The organism is Bacillus kwashiorkori (genome assembly GCF_001375515.1).
Classification (GTDB): Bacteria; Bacillota; Bacilli; order Bacillales; family Caldibacillaceae; genus Bacillus_BK; species Bacillus_BK kwashiorkori.
Window position 1 is genome coordinate 202063 of the sequence record NZ_CTDX01000016.1, and the last position, 18908, is coordinate 220970.

Here is an 18908-nt window from a genome sequence, read left to right on the forward strand (position 1 = left end):
TTAAATTTAGCATAAAAGGAGGCACACTCCGTGAATGAAAGAGCATTAGAAACGTTGGAATTCAATAAAATTCGTAATCAATTAATAAAATATGCAGCGTCAGAACTTGGAAAAAGAATGGCAGAAACGTTAATGCCGTCAACTGATTTTCCAGTAGTCGTTCGATTACAAGAGGAAACAGATGAAGCCACGACGATTTTACGTTTAAAAGGTCATATTCCTTTAGCAGGAATTTTTGATATTACACCGAGCATAAAGCGGGCTGAAATTGGTGGAATGCTAAATGCCCAAGAACTAGTAGAGATAGCAAGTACAATTCGTTCAGGCAAGCAACTGAAAAAATTTTTCTCGGCTATATTGGAAGAAAAGGATTTACCAATTTTATCGGAATTAACGAATGATATGAATCCTCCGCACGAGTTAGAACGTATTATTAGTAATGCAATCAATGAAAATGGAGAAATATTAGATAGTGCTAGTATCCCTTTACGTACTATTCGTCAGCAAATCCGTAATTTCGAATCGAGAGTCCGGGAAAAATTAGAAAGTATTATCAGGTCTAACAGCGCGCAAAAAATGTTATCAGATGCAGTGATAACTATTAGAAATGATCGGCTCGTCATTCCAGTAAAACAGGAATATCGTTCTCACTTTGGCGGTATGGTTCATGACCAATCGGCATCTGGACAAACATTATTCATCGAACCACAGTCTGTTATGCAATTAAATAATGATTTGCATCAGTCACGAATGAAGGAACAGATCGAAATGGAACGCATTTTAACGGAACTATCTAACGAAACAGGGAACTATAGCAACGAACTTCGCCAGTTAGTTTCAATTTTACAGCAAATCGATTTTATTTTTATGAAAGCAAAATTTGGGGCGAGCATGAAAGCAACGAAGCCTAAAGTAAATGACGATGGTTACATCAAACTAAATAAGGCTCGTCATCCATTTATCGCTCCCGATGAAGTAGTTCCAAATGATATAGTTTTAGGGAAAGATTTTACAACAATCGTCATTACTGGACCAAACACGGGTGGGAAAACCGTTACTTTAAAAACAGTTGGACTCCTTACGTTAATGGCGCAAGCGGGGCTGCAAATTCCAGCGCAAGACGGCTCGGAAATAGCGGTATTTGCTTCTGTATTTGCGGATATTGGGGATGAACAATCGATTGAACAAAGTTTAAGTACATTTTCTTCCCATATGGTGAACATTGTAGACATTTTAAAATCTGTCGATCACCAAAGTTTAGTGTTATTTGATGAATTAGGGGCGGGTACAGATCCCCAAGAAGGTGCTGCATTGGCGATGGCATTGCTAGATGAAGTTCACAATCGCGGCGCAAGGGTAATCGCCACAACCCATTATCCCGAATTAAAGGCTTACGGCTATAATCGTGCTGGAGTAACAAATGCAAGTGTGGAATTTAATGTAGAAACGCTAAGTCCGACATATCGATTACTGATCGGTGTCCCAGGTAGAAGTAATGCCTTTGAAATTTCTAAACGACTCGGTTTGCCAAATGAGATAATAGAACGGGCAAAATCCCATATTCATTCCGAAACGAATAAAGTAGATCAAATGATCGCTTCCTTAGAAACTAGTAGAAGGGAAGCAGAAGAGGAAGAAAAAGAAGCGAAAGAGTATTTGAAACTAGCGGAGAAGCTCCATCGCGACTTGCAACAAGCGATTATGGAATATTACGAGCAGAAAGATGAACTAATCAATAAGGCAAAGCGCGAAGCAAAAGCTATCATTAAAAAGGCAGAGTTTGAAGCTGAAGAAGTTATTAAGGAATTACGGCAAATGCAGTTCGAAAAGGTCGCACAAATTAAGGAGCATGAACTTATTGAAGCTAAAAAGAGATTACAAGAAGCTGCTCCTCAAGTGGAGGAACAAAAACAGTTACAACGAAAACAAAAGCAAAAACTTCGACCTGGTGATGAAGTAAAAGTATTAACTTTCGGTCAAAAAGGTAATCTATTAGACAAAATTTCCGATGATGAATGGCTAGTACAAGTTGGAATTTTAAAAATGAATGTAAAGGAAGCAGATTTAGAATTAATTAAGTCTACGCCAACAATCGAAAAAAAACCGATAACAACAGTAAAAGGAAAAGAATATCATGTAAGTTTAGAATTAGATTTACGTGGGGAAAGATACGAAGACGCCATAGTAAAATTAGAGAAATATTTAGATGACGCATTGTTGGCAGGTTATCCACGTGTTTCTATTATTCACGGAAAAGGAACCGGGGCATTGCGTACAGGAGTGCAACAATACTTAAAAAATCATCGTCATATTAAATCTTATCATTACGGGCATGCCAATGAAGGTGGCATCGGCGTAACAATTGTTGAGCTCAAATAAGCTTTGTAATGTGAATGTGAAAGTTTGAAAATGAATGATACGTTCATTAAGAGAAGTCAAGGGAGATATAAATATGGGCGGATTTTGGGAAAATGACTTAGTTATACAAACGGCAAATTACAGTGTAGCTGTTTTATGTACATTAGTCTTTTTAGTAACCTTTGAAATGATAACAAAATATAAAGGCTGGGAAGAAATAAGAAATGGCAATATTGCTGTAGCGATGGCAACCGGTGGAAAAATTTTTGGGATTGCTAATATTTTCCGTTTTTCCATCATGCATCATGATTCCATTCTCATCATGGTAGGTTGGGGCTTTTTCGGTTATTTTTTATTGTTAACTGGTTATTTTATATTTGAATTTTTGACCCCAAAATTTAATATTGATGAGGAGATTGCAAAGGATAATCGGGCAGTCGGATTAATTGCGATGGTTATATCAATTGGGTTATCCTATGTAATAGGAGCAGGTATTATTTCCAGTTAAAGTATTTTAAGAAAATTATTACGATAGCTGGACTTGTAATCAGGATCTTTGGCATTATTCCAAGTTACTGTTTCGAATAGTCATTTAATATAGGACAGGGGAGAAGGGCGCTGGAAAAACTAGGGAAAATATTAATTATTACTTGTGGCCTATTTGTTTTAGCAGGAATTATTTATTTGCTGTTTTTTGCATAGTACATTTCTGGAAGTGCAATGGCAAGTATTTGTTAATTTTCATTTCCTGATTAAAATGAAATTTTCGCTTTGTTGATAATCTTTAATTTACCTGTTTACTAATATTGATATAATGAAGTGGCAATCCACGAAAGTCAAGAATCTGACTTTTTAGGATAGCCACTTCGTTTAATTCCTCTTTGATTATTTAATCCATCCGCTTCTTGATTTACACCCACTAATAGACTCGTCTCCTATTGTACGTCATATCGGCTGTTGATGGAAGTTTTCACTTGTGAAACGTGTTCCTCATTTAAATAGCAGTTTGATATACAAAAGACTTGTAACCGTTATCATTTTCAGCTATGATATTTAAAAGAACAATTTGAAAGTTCTAATTGTTTTTTTACAAAGGGGAGGGAGTGTATGAATAATAAACCGTGGTTAAATCTTTATCCGGATTCTATTTCACACGCGCTTACATATGAGAATAAATCTCTGCAAAGTATGTTAGCAGATACAGCAAAAAAGTATCCGGATAAATGTGCAGTTCATTTTATGGGGAAAGAATTGACGTACCGAGAGATTTATGAGGCAGCATTGAAATTTAGTAATTATTTGCGGAAAATAGGCATTCAAAAAGGGGATCGTGTAGCGGTGATGTTGCCGAATACCCCGCAATCGATTATCAGTTTTTATGGGATATTACTCGCAGGGGGTATAGTTGTTCAAACGAATCCGCTCTACACTGAACGGGAAATTGCATTTCAAATGAAGGATTCGGGCGCAAAAGCGATTGTGGCATTAGATATTTTGTTCCCAAGAATAACAAAGGTGCAGAACGAGACAGATTTACAACACATAATTATCACAGGAATTAAAGACTTTTTACCTTTTCCAAAAAATCTTCTCTATCCGTTTGTTCAGAAAAAACAATATGGGTTCACGGTCAAAGTAGAACATAGTGGAAATAACCATTTATTTAAAGAAATCTTAAGACGTTCTGAACTAGAAGAACTGGAGCAAACAGCTAATTTTGACGAGATTGCGATACTGCAATATACAGGTGGAACAACCGGTTTTCCAAAGGGAGTAATGCTCACTCATAAAAATTTAACGGCAAATGTCAAACAATGTGCAGAATGGTTGTATAGGGCAAAAGAAGGGGAAGAAGTAGTTTTAGGTGCGTTACCGTTTTTTCACGTATATGGAATGACGACAGTCATGATCTTATCTGTAATGAAAGCGTTGAAAATTGTCCTTCTACCAAAACCTGATCCAGATACAATGTTAAAGACGATTCAAAGTCAGAGACCGACGATCTTTCCGGGAGCTCCGACAATGTATATTGGGCTATTAAACCATCCTGATTTATCGAAATATGATTTATCATCGATTGATTCTTGTATTAGCGGGTCTGCACCACTACCTGTTGAAGTACAAGAACAATTTGAAAAAATCACTGGTGGAAAGTTAGTAGAAGGTTATGGATTAACTGAATCATCTCCAGTAACCCATGCAAACTTTCTTTGGGATGGTGAACGAATAAAGGGCAGTATTGGAGTTCCATGGCCTGATACTGAAGCAGAAATTCGTTCTCTTGATACAAATGAACCACTTCCTCCTGGTGAAGTTGGGGAGTTAGTTGTTAAAGGACCACAAGTAATGAAAGGGTACTGGAATCGGCCAGAAGAAACAGCTCAAACATTACGAGATGGTTGGCTCTATACAGGGGATTTAGGATACATGGATGAGAAAGGTTATTTTTACATTGTTGATCGGAAAAAGGATATGATTATTGCAAGTGGCTATAATATTTATCCACGTGATGTGGAGGAAGTATTGTATGAACATCCAGCAGTTAAAGAAGTAGTAGTTGCCGGTGTGCCTGACTCTTACCGCGGGGAAACGGTGAAAGCCTATATTGTCGTAAAAGAAGGGGCATCTGTTACTGAGAAAGAATTAAATGAGTATTGCCGTAAGCATTTGGCAGCTTATAAAGTTCCACGAATATATGAATTTCGGGATGAATTACCGAAAACGGCTGTCGGTAAAATATTGCGGCGTCAATTAGTGGAAGAAGAAAGAAAAAAGCAAAACGAGCTTCTGGATAAGAAAGCATAGATTCTTATAAAGATAAAATTATTGATGATTGCCTGGGCCGATTTATAGCGGCTCATATTCTTGTGGAATAGTGAGACAAGCAGAATCTTTTTTATTGACAATCAAATAAAAACAATTTATCATAAAATATGAATGAATGGTCATTCATATTTTTCTTTTTAACAATGAAATTTTTGGAAATGGTAATAGTGGAATAGTACTTCCATACAGAAGGAAGGGCTAACATTAAAAAATTGGCAACTAGATTGAACGAAAAGTATGGAAGGTGAACTAAAATGAAAACCCAAAAGCCAAAATATAAACAAATAATTGATGCTGCAGTAATAACTATAGCAGAAAATGGCTATCATCAAAGTCAAGTGTCCAAAATCGCAAAGCAAGCAGGTGTTGCGGATGGGACAATATATTTATATTTTAAAAATAAAGAAGACATTTTAATTTCTTTGTTTCGTGAAAAAATGGGCCAGTTTATTGTAAGTCTCGAAAAAGTCATAAAAAGTAAAAACAAAGCATCTGATAAATTGTTGCTATTAATAGAAAACCATTTCCGAATTCTATCAGAAGATCATTATTTAGCAACGGTTACCCAATTGGAATTGCGACAAACAAATAAAGTTTTACGACTAAAGATTAATGAAATTTTAAAAGGGTATTTAAAACTAGTCGATCATATTTTGATTGCTGGTATTGAAGATGGGGAATTCGATAAAAATTTGGATATCCGTTTGGCAAGACAAATGATTTTCGGCACGATTGATGAAACGGTCACAACATGGGTTATGAATGAGTACAAGTATGATTTAGTACAACTTGCACCAAGAGTTCATCAACTAATCATTCACGGTTGTGGAAAAAGGGGTTAGACGAGGTAATTACCTCATAACATAATGTCTTATAAATGGGGGATGGGAAATGTCATATATTACATGGGAATTAGATGGAAAAACAGCAATAGTTACGTTAAACCGGCCACCAGCCAATGCATTGTCTACCGATTTATTGCAAGAACTTGATTTCCTACTCAATGAATTAGCGAACAATAATGATGTTCGTGTTATTGTATTACGTGGAGAAGGAAGATTTTTCTCGGCTGGAGCTGATATTAAAGAATTTACTGTCGTACGTTCTGGCGAGGAGTTTTCCCAGCTTGCGGCAAATGGACAAAATTTATTTGAGAAGATGGAGAACTTTGAAAAGCCAATTATTGCTTCGATTCACGGTGCAGCACTCGGCGGAGCATTAGAGTTAGCGATGGCTTGTCACATTCGCCTTGTTAGCGAAACAGCAAAGCTTGGCTTACCGGAATTACAGCTTGGCTTAATTCCTGGATTTGCGGGTACACAAAGATTACCTAAATATATCGGTACCGCGAAAGCACTAGAATTAATGATGACGAGTGATACAATAACAGGGAAAGAAGCAGTACTACTAGGGCTTGCAAACAATGCTTATCCAGAAGAACAATTATTTGATAAAACGATGGAATTAGCAAGAAAAGTTGAGAAGAAGAGTCCAATATCGGTTTCATCTGTTATTAAACTATTAAGATATACGAAAGACGCTGAGTACTATCAAGGTGTTCAAGAAGAAGCGAAGTTATTTGGTACTGTTTTCGAATCGAATGATGCAAAAGAAGGAATTCAAGCCTTTATCGAAAAACGACAACCGAACTTTGTAGGCAAGTAAACGGTTGTTGCTACGGTTCGATGAGAGCAACGAAGATATGAGGAAAAGATGAAAGTTTATAAAGGTTAACAAAACGGAGTGCAATTTGTTATCAACATTTAAATATACTTACCATTTACAAGACAAACGGGAGGGGCAAATATATGAACATTTACGTTTTATTAAAAAGAACTTTTGACACTGAGGAAAAAATTGTCATTAATAATGGCTCTATTAACGAGGATGGGGCAGAGTTTATCATCAACCCTTATGATGAATATGCAGTCGAAGAAGCAATCAAGGTTCGTGACGAACATGGCGGCGAAGTAACGGTTATTACTGTCGGAAATGAAGAAGCGGAAAAACAACTGCGTACAGCTTTAGCAATGGGTGCTGATAAGGCCGTTCTTATTAATATTGAAGACGATGTCGAAGAAACAGACCAATTCACTACGGCAAAAATATTAGCTACTTATTTACGTGATAAGGAAGCCGATTTAATTTTAGCAGGTAATGTAGCCATTGATGGTGGCTCTGGTCAAGTTGGGCCACGAGTTGCAGAATTGTTAGGAATTCCATATGTAACAACAATTACAAAGCTTGATATTAATGGGACAAATGTAAGCGTTGTACGAGATGTGGAGGGCGATGAGGAGAAAATAGAAACTTTCTTGCCATTATTAGTAACAGCACAACAAGGATTAAATGAGCCAAGATATCCTTCGCTTCCAGGTATTATGAAAGCGAAAAAGAAACCGCTTGAAGAACTGGAATTAGATGACTTAGATTTAGATGAGGACGATGTGGAAGCAAAAACAAAAACAATGGAAGTGTTTTTACCGGCAGAAAAGGCCGCTGGAAAAATATTAGAAGGGGAACTCGCTGATCAAGTAAAGGAACTAGTTAGTCTTTTGCACACAGAAGCTAAGGTTATTTAATAGAACAATATGCATATCAAGAAGTCAATATATTTTTGAACGAAAAACGAATAGAATAATATTTTTGGAGAGACGAACAGGAGGGTTTTTAACATGGCGAGAAAAGTCATTATTTTAGGTGAAGTGAAAGATGGCTCATTACGAAATGTTTCCTTTGAAGCAGTTGCTGCTGGAAAAACAATTGCGGATGGTGGCGAAGTAGTAGGAGTTTTAGTTGGAAAAGATGTTGCGGGATTGGCAAATGAAGTAATTCAATATGGTGCAGACCGTGTTGTTTTAGTTGAAGATGATAAGTTGGATCACTACACATCCGATGGATATTCCCAAGCGTTGATGGCGGTTATAAATGAAGAGAATCCAGATGGAATTGTGTTTGGGCATACAGCTTTAGGTAAGGATTTAGCACCGAAAATTGCAACGAAAATTGATTCTGGATTAGTATCTGATGTTACTGCAATTGAAGAAGTAGGCGGTAATCTTGTATTTACTAGACCAATTTATTCGGGGAAAGCATTCGAAAAGAAAATCATCACTAGTGATAAACTATTTATAACCATTCGTCCAAACAATATTGCTCCGCTAGAAAAGGATGATTCGCGTACAGGTACAGTATCCAGCATCTCAGTAGAAATTAAAGATTTACGAACGATTATAAAAGAAATTGTGCGCAAAACGAGTGAAGGTGTTGACTTATCCGAGGCTAAAGTCGTTGTCGCAGGTGGACGTGGTGTGAAGAGTGCGAGTGGATTTAAACCATTACAAGAATTAGCAGATGTGTTAGGTGGCGCAGTTGGAGCTTCTCGTGGAGCATGTGATGCTGATTACTGTGATTATTCATTACAAATTGGCCAAACAGGAAAAGTTGTTACTCCTGATTTGTATATTGCTGTCGGAATTTCGGGTGCGATTCAACATTTAGCAGGAATGTCCAATTCAAAAGTAATTGTTGCTATCAACAAAGATCCTGAAGCGAATATTTTTAAAGTAGCTGATTACGGTATCGTTGGTGACTTATTTGAAGTTGTACCGATGTTAACAGAGGAATTTAAAAAATTATTAGTTAATGCATAATTAAGAGTGAATTGGTTGGACCGTTTGCTTTCCGAGCACGAACAATACCCCTTATAGTATAAAATATTAGATTGTCTTGCAAGCAACATCTACGTTTAGTAAAAATTCGTAGTGTTGCTTTTTTCTGTTTTACTCATCATCTTCGGTTATTTTTTTCAGATTAGGGAAAAATGTTTTTGAAACTTTTTATTCGCATCCTTTTCCAAACAATGGTATACTGTCTTTAGATTTAAGTACTAAATAGGAGGTAAGCTGTATGGCAATTGTTAACGCTAATGATCAAAGTTTTAGCCAAGAAATTAGTTCAGGTCTTGTTTTAGCTGACTTTTGGGCAACTTGGTGTGGACCTTGTAAAATGATTGCACCGGTATTAGAAGAAATAGACGGAGAAATGGGCGATAAAGTTAAAATCGTTAAACTAGATGTCGATCAAAATCAAGAAACGGCCGCACAATATGGGGTTATGAGTATCCCAACTTTAATTTTATTTAAAGACGGCGAAATCGTCGATAAAGTAATTGGCTACCGTCCAAAAGAAGCGTTACTTGAAGTAATTAATCCACATCTATAATAAATAAACTCTTTCAAATGTAAAAGCGGTCCATTGTGGCTGCTTTTTTATTTTCAGTGTAATAACTAATAATCAGACTATTAATGTATAATATGGATATCATTTATTTTTCGTACAGGTGGAGTTGAAACAATGGTATCAAACAAAATTAAAGAAAAACTTGCCCTCTTACCTGACCAGCCTGGTTGTTATTTAATGAAAGACCGGCAAGGAATAGTTATTTACGTAGGAAAGGCGAAAATATTAAAAAATCGTGTTCGTTCCTATTTTACTGGCTCTCATGACGGAAAAACACAATCATTAGTGAACGAAATTGAGGACTTCGAATATATCATCACTTCATCAAACATTGAAGCATTAATATTAGAAATGAACTTAATTAAACAATACGACCCAAAGTACAATATTATGCTGAAAGATGACAAAAGCTATCCTTTCATCAAATTAACCGCCGAAAGACATCCTCGGTTAATTATTACAAGAAAGGTGAAACGGGATAAGGGGAAATATTTTGGACCGTATCCAAATGTGCTAGCTGCGAAAGAAACAAAAAAATTACTCGATCGACTGTATCCGTTAAGAAAATGTTCGACACTTCCAGATCGTGTTTGTCTTTATTACCATATCGGTCAATGTTTAGCTCCATGTATCTATCCAGTTTCAGACGAAACATATAAGGAAATGACCGAAGAAATTACCCGTTTCCTTAATGGAGGGTATAAGGAAATTAAAACAGATTTAACGGCAAAGATGCATGAAGCTGCGGAGGCACTTGATTTTGAACGGGCGAAGGAATATCGTGATAAAATCGCTCATATTGAAGCAACGATGGAAAAACAAACGATGACACAGACCGATTTTGTTGATCGCGATGTGTTTGGTTATTCAGTTGATAAGGGTTGGATGTGTGTTCAAGTATTTTTCATTCGTTCCGGAAAAATGATTGAAAGGGACGTATCAATGTTCCCCGTTTATGGGGAACCTGAAGAGGAAATGTTAACGTTTCTCGGCCAATTTTACGACCAACCGAATCATTTTAAGCCAAGAGAAATTTTAATCCAAGAAAAAATAGATGAAGAATTAGCGAAAGAATTATTGAAGGTAAAAATAGTTCAGCCAAAACGTGGGCAAAAAAAGGACTTAGTCGATTTAGCAGTTAAAAACGCAACTGCTGCTTTAAAAGAAAAATTTTCCTTAATCGAACGGGATGAAGAAAGAACGGTTAAAGCTGTCGAAAAGCTAGGAAAAATAATGGGAATTTATACACCTTATCGCATTGAAGCATTTGATAATTCGAATATACAAGGGACAGATCCCGTTTCGGCAATGGTTGTTTTTACGAACGGGAAGCCAGACCGAAAGCAATATCGAAAATATAAAATAAAAACAGTAGTTGGACCAGATGACTATGAATCGATGCGTGAAGTTGTCCGAAGGCGTTACACAAGAGTATTGAAGGAAAATTTGCCACTGCCAGATTTAATTATTATTGATGGAGGGAAAGGCCAAATTGAAGCAGCCCGTGATATTTTAGAAAATGAGCTAAGTTTAAATATTCCCATTGCAGGGTTAGCAAAAGATGATAAGCATCAAACGGCCGATTTACTGTTTGGTGAGCCACTCGGGATAATTCCTCTTTCTAGAAGTAGCCAGGAATTTTATTTACTGCAACGAATACAAGATGAAGTTCATCGCTTTGCCATTACTTTCCACCGACAATTGCGCGGTAAGTCGATGTTCCAATCTATTTTGGATGATATCCCAGGTATTGGTGAAAAACGAAAAAAATTGTTGCTCAAACATTTCGGCTCTGTAAAAAAAATGAAGGCAGCGACGATAGATGAGTTTATTCAAATCGGCTTGCCGAAGAATATTAGCGAAGCATTAATAGAAAAACTTCAAGGAGAATAAGGCGAACTTCCTCGTGAGATTTTGATTTTGTGGGTGCATTGTTAATTTATATTATATATTGAAAAAAATAATTGTTAATTTTTTATATATATGCTATGATTAGAAAAATTGAATTTAACCACTTAAATAGTGATGATAGAGGTGCGAACTTTAATAGTAAATGTTTGGAGGGGAATGAGCCCCAAAGAAAAACATGGAAAGGAAAGTTTGCCGAAAGAAAAGTAAGCTCACTTCTTATTTTTCTTGGTTTTGTTATTGAATAAATGCAAAACTGTCAAGACTTTTTGCTTGGAGAGCTATCTCACTGTGAATACAATTATTTACTTGTATGCACAGACAATGGGATAAACGCCCCATTGTCTTTTTTTTTATTTTTTATTCAACAACACAGTTAAACAGCGTCTTATTGAAAAAAATGATTGTAAACAGAAAATGATCAAAGAAAAGTAATGAGAAATTATCTTGGAGGGCTTGAAATGGCAATTATCGTTCAAAAATATGGGGGAACATCGGTAGGTACGATAGACAGAATTAAAATGATTACTTCAAGAATCATTGAACAAATTAAATTAGGCAATCAAGTAGTCATCGTAGTCTCAGCAATGGGAAAAACGACAGATTATTTAGTGGATTATGCAAAACAAATTACCGCCAAACCGAATAAACGTGAACTGGACATGCTTTTGTCGACAGGAGAACAAGTGACAATTGCTTTATTAACGATGGCTTTACTAGACAAAGGATACGAAGCTATCTCATTAACTGGTTGGCAAGCAGGGATTAAAACGGAACCATTCCATAACAATGCACGAATTGTCGATATTGATATAACTAGACTGAAAACAGAGCTTAATAACAATAAAATCGTTATCGTTGCAGGCTTTCAAGGTATTTCAGAGTTAGGAGAAATAACAACATTAGGTCGAGGTGGTTCAGACACGACCGCGGTAGCGTTGGCGGCAGCATTGAAAGCGGAAAGATGTGAAATATATACAGATGTAACAGGGGTATTCACCGCGGATCCGCGTGCCATCCGTAATGCTAGACAACTGTATTCTGTTTCTTACGATGAAATGTTAGAGTTGGCAAATTTAGGAGCAGCCGTTCTCCATCCACGGGCTGTAGAATTTGCGAAAAATTATCACGTCGAATTAGTTGTTAAATCAAGTGTAGAAAATAAAACCGGAACAATTATTGAGGAGGAAACAACGATGGAAAATCATTTAATCGTAAGAGGAGTCGCATTCGAAAAACATATTACTAGAATTACGGTTTTTGGCTTGCCCAATGCTATTAATAGCCTTTCTTCCATATTTACATCTTTGGCAAAAAATCAAGTAGACGTTGATATTATTATTCAAAATACTACTGATAACTCTTTAAATAATCTTTCCTTCTCCGTAAAAACGGATGATTTAGAAATAGCAATGGATGTTCTCAATAAACAAAAAGATCTAATTCAATTTGATCATATTGAGTGGGAAACTGGACTGGCAAAAGTATCAATTGTAGGATCAGGAATGGTTTCCAACCCTGGTGTCGCTGCTCAAATGTTTGAAGCTTTAGCAAATGAAAATATTTTTATAAAAATGGTCAGTACTTCGGAGATTAAAATTTCCGTTGTTGTCGCTGAAGGAGAAGTAATCAAAGCTGCCCAAACGTTACATAATATTTATAATTTAGGTAAAGTGGAGGAAAAAGTACGTTAAAAGTATCGAAAAGGAAAAGGCTGCCTGAAAAAGTGGTTAGGGAAGTTATCGAATACGAGACGTTTTCAGACAGTCCTTTTTCATTTAATTTGTTTAGTTTGAATAGCAAATAGTGTATTGTTTGTCCAAAAAAATACGGACCTATACAATTGGTTAATCATTCATTAAAGGGAATATGATCCCATTTAACGGTAAATGTAACAGTATAATTGCGTTTTTTTGGATGTTCAAACGTTTCCGCATAAACTTTCCGCATTTGTTGGATTTGTTCTGCTAAAAAGCCAGCCTCCAACTGAAAGGTAGGATTTACTTTCGTTTCCAATCTATGGTGAATCAAATCTCCAGAAAGTTCAAAGGTGATTTCGTTATTCTTTTCCTCCAATAAATGTAAATTTCCCCATCCGGCGTTTTGGAAAAAGTCACGGATTTCGTTTATCGTAAATAATGGATAATTTCGTGCTATTCTTTTTCCTGCCCAGTATAATATAATAGGGGCATCGTTTCCTAATAAATCTGTCAACAGTTCTTCCCGTATGAGTTCATACCCGAAAGCTGGTATGGATAATTCTAAAGTACTTTTTCTTTCTTCCAAAATCTGTTTTTTCACATTGCTCCCCCTCTTCTATGATTCTATTATATACAATTTGGTAAAAAATATTTATGAATTTTTTCACTGGAAAAAAATTATATTAGTATATTGAAAGAAAATATTTCCACATTAGGAAAAGCCTTAAAAACAAATATTTAAAACATTCAAACATAACTAATTTACTTTTTGAATATTATTGATGTTGGTACCGTTTTCTTGACGCTTTCAGAAAATAGGGGTAAAATGAACTTGTCACAAATTAGTAAATTATTATTTTACTAGACCAAGGGGGTACTTACAAAGATGGCGAAAGAGCGAGAATTTGTGAACCGGAGAATTCACTCATTGCTTGGTGTTATTCCGGTTGGACTGTTTTTGACTCAACACTTAATTGTGAATCATTTTGCAACAAAAGGTCCAGAAGCATTTAATAAAGCAGCTGGATTCATGGAAAATCTACCGTTCCGCTATTTCTTAGAAATATTTGTGATTTTGTTGCCATTATTATACCATGCAGTTTATGGTGTATACATTGCATTTACGGCAAAAAACAATATTTCTAAATATGGTACTTTTCGAAACTGGATGTTCTTTTTCCAAAGAATTACAGGAATTTTCCTCATTGTTTTTATTTCCTGGCATGTATGGGAAACAAGACTTGCTGCCCAGTTCTTCGATGTACCTGTTAATTTCCAAATGATGGAAAATATTTTATCGAATCCGTTTATGTTAGGATTTTATATTGCTGGTGTAATATCGGCTGTTTTCCACTTTGCCAACGGTTTATGGTCTTTCTGCGTAAGTTGGGGGATTACGGTTTCACAACGTTCGCAACTAATATTTACCTATGTTTCATTGGCAGTTTTTGTTGCCCTTTCTATCGTTGGAGTTCGCGCATTATTTGCATTCGTAGCGTAGTAGGCAATTAAATTTCAGAAATTATCATTTATTATAATTGTTACATTTTTAACAATGAAAATATTATTTACGAGCAAAATTCAGAGATTTTGAAGGAGTGAGTCGCAAATATGAGTAAAGGAAAAGTTATTGTTGTTGGCGGTGGTTTAGCCGGTCTAATGGCAACAATTAAAATAGCAGAAGCAGGCGTACCGGTGGATCTATTTTCACTTGTTCCAGTGAAACGCTCTCACTCTGTATGTGCACAAGGTGGTATTAACGGAGCAGTAAATACGAAAGGTGAAGGAGACTCACCTTGGAAACACTTTGATGATACTGTTTATGGCGGGGATTTCTTAGCAAATCAGCCTCCAGTAAAAGCAATGTGTGAAGCTGCTCCAGGCATTATCCATTTACTAGACCGGATGGGCGTCATGTTTAACCGTACCCCAGAAGGCTTACTTGATTTTAGACGATTTGGAGGAACATTACACCACCGAACCGCTTATGCAGGTGCAACAACCGGTCAACAATTATTATATGCATTAGATGAACAAGTTCGTCGTCACGAAGTAGATGGCATCGTGACAAAATATGAAGGTTGGGAATTTTTAGGTGTTGTCCTTGATGACGACCAAGTAGCACGAGGAATGGTTGCGCAAAACTTAACAACGATGGAAATTAAAACATTCCGTGCCGACGCAGTTATTTTAGCAACTGGTGGACCTGGTATTATTTTTGGAAAATCAACGAACTCTGTTATTAATACTGGTTCTGCTGCTTCTATTGTTTACCAACAAGGGGCATACTATGCAAATGGCGAATTTATCCAAATTCACCCAACGGCTATTCCAGGGGATGATAAGCTCAGATTGATGAGTGAATCCGCTCGTGGAGAAGGTGGCCGGGTATGGACATATAAAGATGGAAAACCGTGGTACTTCTTAGAAGAAAAGTATCCTGCATATGGAAATTTAGTACCGCGTGATATCGCAACGAGGGAAATTTTCCACGTCTGTGTGGATTTAAAACTCGGGATAAATGGCGAAAATATGGTATATCTCGATCTGTCTCATAAAGATCCGCATGAATTAGATGTAAAACTTGGTGGAATAATTGAAATTTATGAGAAGTTCATGGGCGATGATCCTCGGAAAGTACCGATGAAAATCTTCCCTGCTGTTCATTACTCGATGGGTGGACTTTGGGTGGATTATGACCAAATGACAAATATTCCTGGACTTTTTGCAGCTGGTGAATGCGATTATTCTCAACATGGTGCCAACCGCTTAGGGGCAAATTCACTTCTATCGGCAATCTATGGCGGAATGGTTGCAGGTCCAAAAGCAGTGGAATATATTAGTGGTCTTGAAACAAGTTCGGAAAGTCTTTCATCTACTATTTTTGACAAGTATCAAAAACAAGAGGAACAAAAATGGGAAGAAATCTTGGCAATGGATGGAACAGAAAATGCCTACGCATTGCATAAAGAATTAGGAGAATGGATGACAGATAATGTAACCGTTGTCCGTTATAATGATAAGTTGTTGAAAACAGATGAAAAAATTCAAGAATTATTGGAACGCTATAAAAATATTAACGTTAATGATACTTCACGCTGGAGCAACCAAGGAGCAATGTTCACAAGACAACTACAAAATATGTTGCAACTAGCTCGTGTAATTACGATCGGGGCATACAATCGGAACGAATCTAGGGGTGCTCACTATAAACCAGACTTCCCAGAACGTAATGATGAAGAATGGTTAAAAACAACCATGGCTAAGTTTGTTGCACCGAATGAGGCACCTAACTTCCATTACGAAAATGTGGATGTATCATTAATCAAGCCACGTAAACGGGATTATACGAAAAAACATTGAGAGGGGAGATAAATAAATGGTTGAAAAGAAGAGTACGATTCAATTAATTATTACTAGACAGGATAGTCCAGATTCTCCCCCATATGAGGAGAAATTCGAAATACCTTATCGTCCTAATTTAAATGTTATTTCCTGTTTAATGGAAATTCAACGGAATCCTGTCACAGCAGAGGGGAAAAAGACGACACCAGTTGCATGGGAAAGCAACTGTTTGGAGGAAGTTTGTGGTGCTTGTTCGATGGTTATTAATGGCAAGCCGCAACAATCTTGTACAGCATTAGTGGATAAGCTGGAACAACCAATCCGGTTGCAACCTATGAAAACTTTTCCAGTCGTTCGTGATTTAGTGATTGATCGTAGCAGAATGTTTGACGCATTGAAGAAAGTTAAAGCATGGATTCCAATTGATGGGACTTATGATTTAGGACCGGGTCCAAGAATGCCTGAAAGTAAGCGTCAATGGGCGTATGAATTATCAAAATGTATGACATGTGGTGTCTGTTTAGAAGCATGTCCGAATGTAAATGCTAATTCTAATTTTATCGGTCCAGCGCCACTTTCTCAAGTACGTCTTTTTAACGCTCACCCAACAGGTGCTATGAATAAGGCAGAACGTTTAGAAGCTATTATGGGAGAAGGTGGACTTGCAAACTGCGGTAATTCGCAAAATTGTGTGCAAGCATGTCCGAAAGGCATTCCTTTAACTACATCTATTGCGGCTCTTAACCGAGAAACTACGGTTCAAATGTTCCGTAACTTCTTTGGTAGTGATTATTAATTATAAAAAGGTATCTTAATAGATTCGTAGTTGGTTCACATGTGTGTGAACCAACTTTTTCCTCAGTAAATGAATGAATAATCATTCATTTACTGAGGAACACTTTTTCAACCGATTATCATACAATAAAAGAGAGGTCAATATTATGAAAAAAATTCCATATATTGCTGATTTTGATAAGTGGCTGCAAGAATTTGAGTTTTATTATCCGATTAAAGTACGTTTTTCTGAAACAGATATGTTCGGCCATGTGAATAATACGGTTCCTTTCGTTTATTTTGAAATGGCGAGAATTGAATATTTTAAGTCACTCGGTTTTATGCAAGACTGGTCTCATCCAAAAAGTGAGACAATTCCAGTAGTAGCTGACCTTCAATGTGATTTTTTGGCACAAATGTTTTTTGATGAGGAAATTCGTGTGTATGTGAAAGCAAACCGAATTGGAACATCATCTGTTGATTTACACTATCTCGGCAAAAAGAGAGACGGATCCATTTGTTTCACAGGAAGAGGAACGATGGTCCACTTTAACCGCAAATTAGGGAAAGCAGAAGCGTGGACACAAGAGATGCTCAAAAGCTTTGAAAGAGTAAAAAATATAATGGAAAACTCAATAAGTAAGTGATGATCGTAGTCATAGGTCTCCTGTTACAAGGAATAAAATTAATGAAACTTTTTACCGTCCTTGCCAGGTGTTTATCTTTGCGCCTATTTTCTTACTTATAGGTTTTTGTAGTCACTTACATACGTTTGTTCACATATGATATGGTGACGATATATACCCATCCCCGCGTTATCTAGCTGGCGAAGGCAAGGAGGGTTCATGTATTTGAAGGAGAATGATTTCACTCACAAGCCATTGTTAACAAAAAGAGAAAGAGAAGTATTCGAACTGCTAGTACAAGATAAAACAACGAAGGAAATAGCACAGGAGCTATTCATTAGCGAAAAAACAGTTCGAAACCATATTTCAAATGCCATGCAAAAGCTTGGAGTAAAGGGGCGTTCACAAGCTGTCGTCGAACTTCTCCGCATGGGGGAATTAAAGCTTTAAAAAATACCGGCCTATCCGATTCAGGGGGCCGGTTTAAATTTGTTAAGTTCGTACGATTTTTATTATATTAGCAAGGGACCGTAAATTAATTTGTCCTTGAATTTTTCTAAGAAACATTGGACAATAAAGTATAGGCATAAAGGCAGAGATTATTTATTGTACATGTACTAATACTTGATAGGAAATGCATTTTTATGAATGAACTATAGGAGGTGCTTATGTGGAAAAAGAAATAATGAAACAAACCGATTTAGTAACAGTTGCTGAAATTGAAAAAGATTTACGTTACATCTCTGGATTAATAAAACAAAAGGGACGGGAAATTTTAAGTACATATACGATAACACCACCACAATTTGTCGCTTTACAGTGGCTTTTTGAAGAAGGTGATATGACTATTGGGGAACTTTCTAATAAAATGTATTTAGCTTTCAGTACGACAACCGATTTAATTGATCGAATGGAAAAAAATGAGCTCGTGAAACGGGTGAAAGATGAGAAGGACCGGCGCGTTGTTCGGATTCATTTACTGAATGAAGGTGTACGAATTATCGATGAAGTGATTAAAAAACGGCAAGTTTATTTAAATGATATTTTAGCGAACTTTTCCGAGGAAGAAGTTAATTTTTTACAGAAGAATTTAAAAAAACTTCATGAAAATATGAAGAAATCATAAACT

17 protein-coding genes and 1 riboswitch are annotated in these 18908 nt (G+C 36.5%); of the genes, 16 read left to right on the top strand and 1 reads right to left on the bottom strand.

The features are described from left to right. Positions 1 to 30: 30 nt before the first annotated feature. The 10 genes from BN1242_RS10180 (at position 31) to BN1242_RS10230 (ending at position 13028) form a co-directional block, all read left to right on the top strand. On the top strand, positions 31 to 2379 hold the full coding sequence (locus BN1242_RS10180) for an endonuclease MutS2 (protein WP_062355295.1): 2349 nt from the start codon (positions 31 to 33) through the stop codon (positions 2377 to 2379). Positions 2380 to 2452: 73 nt separating this feature from the next. Continuing rightward, entirely contained in the window at positions 2453 to 2866 is a 414-nt protein-coding gene (locus BN1242_RS10185) for a DUF350 domain-containing protein (protein ID WP_062355298.1), read from the top strand. Between the two features lie 599 nt (positions 2867 to 3465). Beyond that, entirely contained in the window at positions 3466 to 5163 is a 1698-nt protein-coding gene (locus BN1242_RS10190; RefSeq protein WP_062355302.1) for a long-chain-fatty-acid--CoA ligase, read from the top strand. A 275-nt stretch (positions 5164 to 5438) separates the two neighbouring features. Next, on the top strand, positions 5439 to 6026 hold the full coding sequence (locus BN1242_RS10195) for a TetR/AcrR family transcriptional regulator (protein ID WP_062355305.1): 588 nt from the start codon (positions 5439 to 5441) through the stop codon (positions 6024 to 6026). Positions 6027 to 6075: 49 nt separating this feature from the next. Continuing rightward, entirely contained in the window at positions 6076 to 6849 is a 774-nt protein-coding gene (locus BN1242_RS10200) for an enoyl-CoA hydratase (RefSeq protein ID WP_062355308.1), read from the top strand. Between the two features lie 143 nt (positions 6850 to 6992). After that, positions 6993 to 7766: an electron transfer flavoprotein subunit beta/FixA family protein gene (locus tag BN1242_RS10205; protein ID WP_062355311.1), complete on the top strand. Its 774-nt coding sequence runs from the start codon at positions 6993 to 6995 to the stop codon at positions 7764 to 7766. Positions 7767 to 7859: 93 nt separating this feature from the next. Further along, positions 7860 to 8837 (top strand): electron transfer flavoprotein subunit alpha/FixB family protein, encoded by a 978-nt coding sequence (locus BN1242_RS10210; RefSeq protein WP_062355312.1) that lies wholly within the window; start codon positions 7860 to 7862, stop codon positions 8835 to 8837. Positions 8838 to 9093: 256 nt separating this feature from the next. After that, complete coding sequence (trxA, locus tag BN1242_RS10215; protein ID WP_062355315.1) at positions 9094 to 9408, top strand: thioredoxin; 315 nt, start codon at positions 9094 to 9096, stop codon at positions 9406 to 9408. Between the two features lie 132 nt (positions 9409 to 9540). Beyond that, a complete protein-coding gene (uvrC, locus tag BN1242_RS10220) occupies positions 9541 to 11319 on the top strand; it encodes an excinuclease ABC subunit UvrC (RefSeq protein WP_062355318.1) in 1779 nt (592 codons plus the stop codon). Positions 11320 to 11447: 128 nt separating this feature from the next. Further along, a riboswitch (Lysine riboswitch) is annotated at positions 11448 to 11626 on the top strand. 169 nt (positions 11627 to 11795) lie between these two features. Then, the gene (locus BN1242_RS10230) at positions 11796 to 13028 is read left to right on the top strand and encodes an aspartate kinase (protein ID WP_062355324.1); all 1233 of its coding nucleotides are present in this window, start codon (positions 11796 to 11798) and stop codon (positions 13026 to 13028) included. Between the two features lie 157 nt (positions 13029 to 13185). Here BN1242_RS10230 and BN1242_RS10235 read toward each other — a convergent pair whose 3' ends face one another. Next, the gene (locus BN1242_RS10235) at positions 13186 to 13635 is read right to left on the bottom strand and encodes a YslB family protein (RefSeq protein WP_077216185.1); all 450 of its coding nucleotides are present in this window, start codon (positions 13633 to 13635) and stop codon (positions 13186 to 13188) included. Between the two features lie 285 nt (positions 13636 to 13920). Here BN1242_RS10235 and BN1242_RS10240 point away from each other — a divergent pair, with 285 nt between their 5' ends. The 6 genes from BN1242_RS10240 (at position 13921) to BN1242_RS10265 (ending at position 18905) form a co-directional block, all read left to right on the top strand. Next, on the top strand, positions 13921 to 14535 hold the full coding sequence (locus BN1242_RS10240) for a succinate dehydrogenase cytochrome b558 subunit (RefSeq protein WP_062355327.1): 615 nt from the start codon (positions 13921 to 13923) through the stop codon (positions 14533 to 14535). Positions 14536 to 14645: 110 nt separating this feature from the next. After that, positions 14646 to 16397: a succinate dehydrogenase flavoprotein subunit gene (gene sdhA / locus BN1242_RS10245; protein WP_062355330.1), complete on the top strand. Its 1752-nt coding sequence runs from the start codon at positions 14646 to 14648 to the stop codon at positions 16395 to 16397. A gap of 16 nt (positions 16398 to 16413) precedes the next feature. After that, a complete protein-coding gene (sdhB, locus tag BN1242_RS10250; protein WP_062355332.1) occupies positions 16414 to 17175 on the top strand; it encodes a succinate dehydrogenase iron-sulfur subunit in 762 nt (253 codons plus the stop codon). 145 nt (positions 17176 to 17320) lie between these two features. Continuing rightward, entirely contained in the window at positions 17321 to 17800 is a 480-nt protein-coding gene (locus tag BN1242_RS10255) for an acyl-CoA thioesterase (RefSeq protein WP_062355335.1), read from the top strand. A gap of 204 nt (positions 17801 to 18004) precedes the next feature. Next, positions 18005 to 18229: a helix-turn-helix domain-containing protein gene (locus tag BN1242_RS10260; RefSeq protein WP_033828593.1), complete on the top strand. Its 225-nt coding sequence runs from the start codon at positions 18005 to 18007 to the stop codon at positions 18227 to 18229. A gap of 235 nt (positions 18230 to 18464) precedes the next feature. Beyond that, positions 18465 to 18905 (top strand): MarR family winged helix-turn-helix transcriptional regulator, encoded by a 441-nt coding sequence (locus BN1242_RS10265; protein WP_062356979.1) that lies wholly within the window; start codon positions 18465 to 18467, stop codon positions 18903 to 18905. The last annotated feature ends 3 nt before the right edge of the window (positions 18906 to 18908 follow it).

What these genes read in the sequence shown, in the direction of transcription:
- BN1242_RS10185 (WP_062355298.1), top strand. Translation starts at nt 2,453, where the DNA reads ATGGGCGGATTTTGGGAAAATGACTTAGTTATACAAACGGCAAATTAC.
- BN1242_RS10190 (WP_062355302.1), top strand. Translation starts at nt 3,466, where the DNA reads ATGAATAATAAACCGTGGTTAAATCTTTATCCGGATTCTATTTCACAC.
- BN1242_RS10195 (WP_062355305.1), top strand. Translation starts at nt 5,439, where the DNA reads ATGAAAACCCAAAAGCCAAAATATAAACAAATAATTGATGCTGCAGTA.
- BN1242_RS10200 (WP_062355308.1), top strand. Translation starts at nt 6,076, where the DNA reads ATGTCATATATTACATGGGAATTAGATGGAAAAACAGCAATAGTTACG.
- BN1242_RS10205 (WP_062355311.1), top strand. Translation starts at nt 6,993, where the DNA reads ATGAACATTTACGTTTTATTAAAAAGAACTTTTGACACTGAGGAAAAA.
- BN1242_RS10210 (WP_062355312.1), top strand. Translation starts at nt 7,860, where the DNA reads ATGGCGAGAAAAGTCATTATTTTAGGTGAAGTGAAAGATGGCTCATTA.
- trxA (WP_062355315.1), top strand. Translation starts at nt 9,094, where the DNA reads ATGGCAATTGTTAACGCTAATGATCAAAGTTTTAGCCAAGAAATTAGT.
- uvrC (WP_062355318.1), top strand. Translation starts at nt 9,541, where the DNA reads ATGGTATCAAACAAAATTAAAGAAAAACTTGCCCTCTTACCTGACCAG.
- BN1242_RS10230 (WP_062355324.1), top strand. Translation starts at nt 11,796, where the DNA reads ATGGCAATTATCGTTCAAAAATATGGGGGAACATCGGTAGGTACGATA.
- BN1242_RS10240 (WP_062355327.1), top strand. Translation starts at nt 13,921, where the DNA reads ATGGCGAAAGAGCGAGAATTTGTGAACCGGAGAATTCACTCATTGCTT.
- sdhA (WP_062355330.1), top strand. Translation starts at nt 14,646, where the DNA reads ATGAGTAAAGGAAAAGTTATTGTTGTTGGCGGTGGTTTAGCCGGTCTA.
- sdhB (WP_062355332.1), top strand. Translation starts at nt 16,414, where the DNA reads ATGGTTGAAAAGAAGAGTACGATTCAATTAATTATTACTAGACAGGAT.
- BN1242_RS10255 (WP_062355335.1), top strand. Translation starts at nt 17,321, where the DNA reads ATGAAAAAAATTCCATATATTGCTGATTTTGATAAGTGGCTGCAAGAA.
- BN1242_RS10265 (WP_062356979.1), top strand. Translation starts at nt 18,465, where the DNA reads ATGAAACAAACCGATTTAGTAACAGTTGCTGAAATTGAAAAAGATTTA.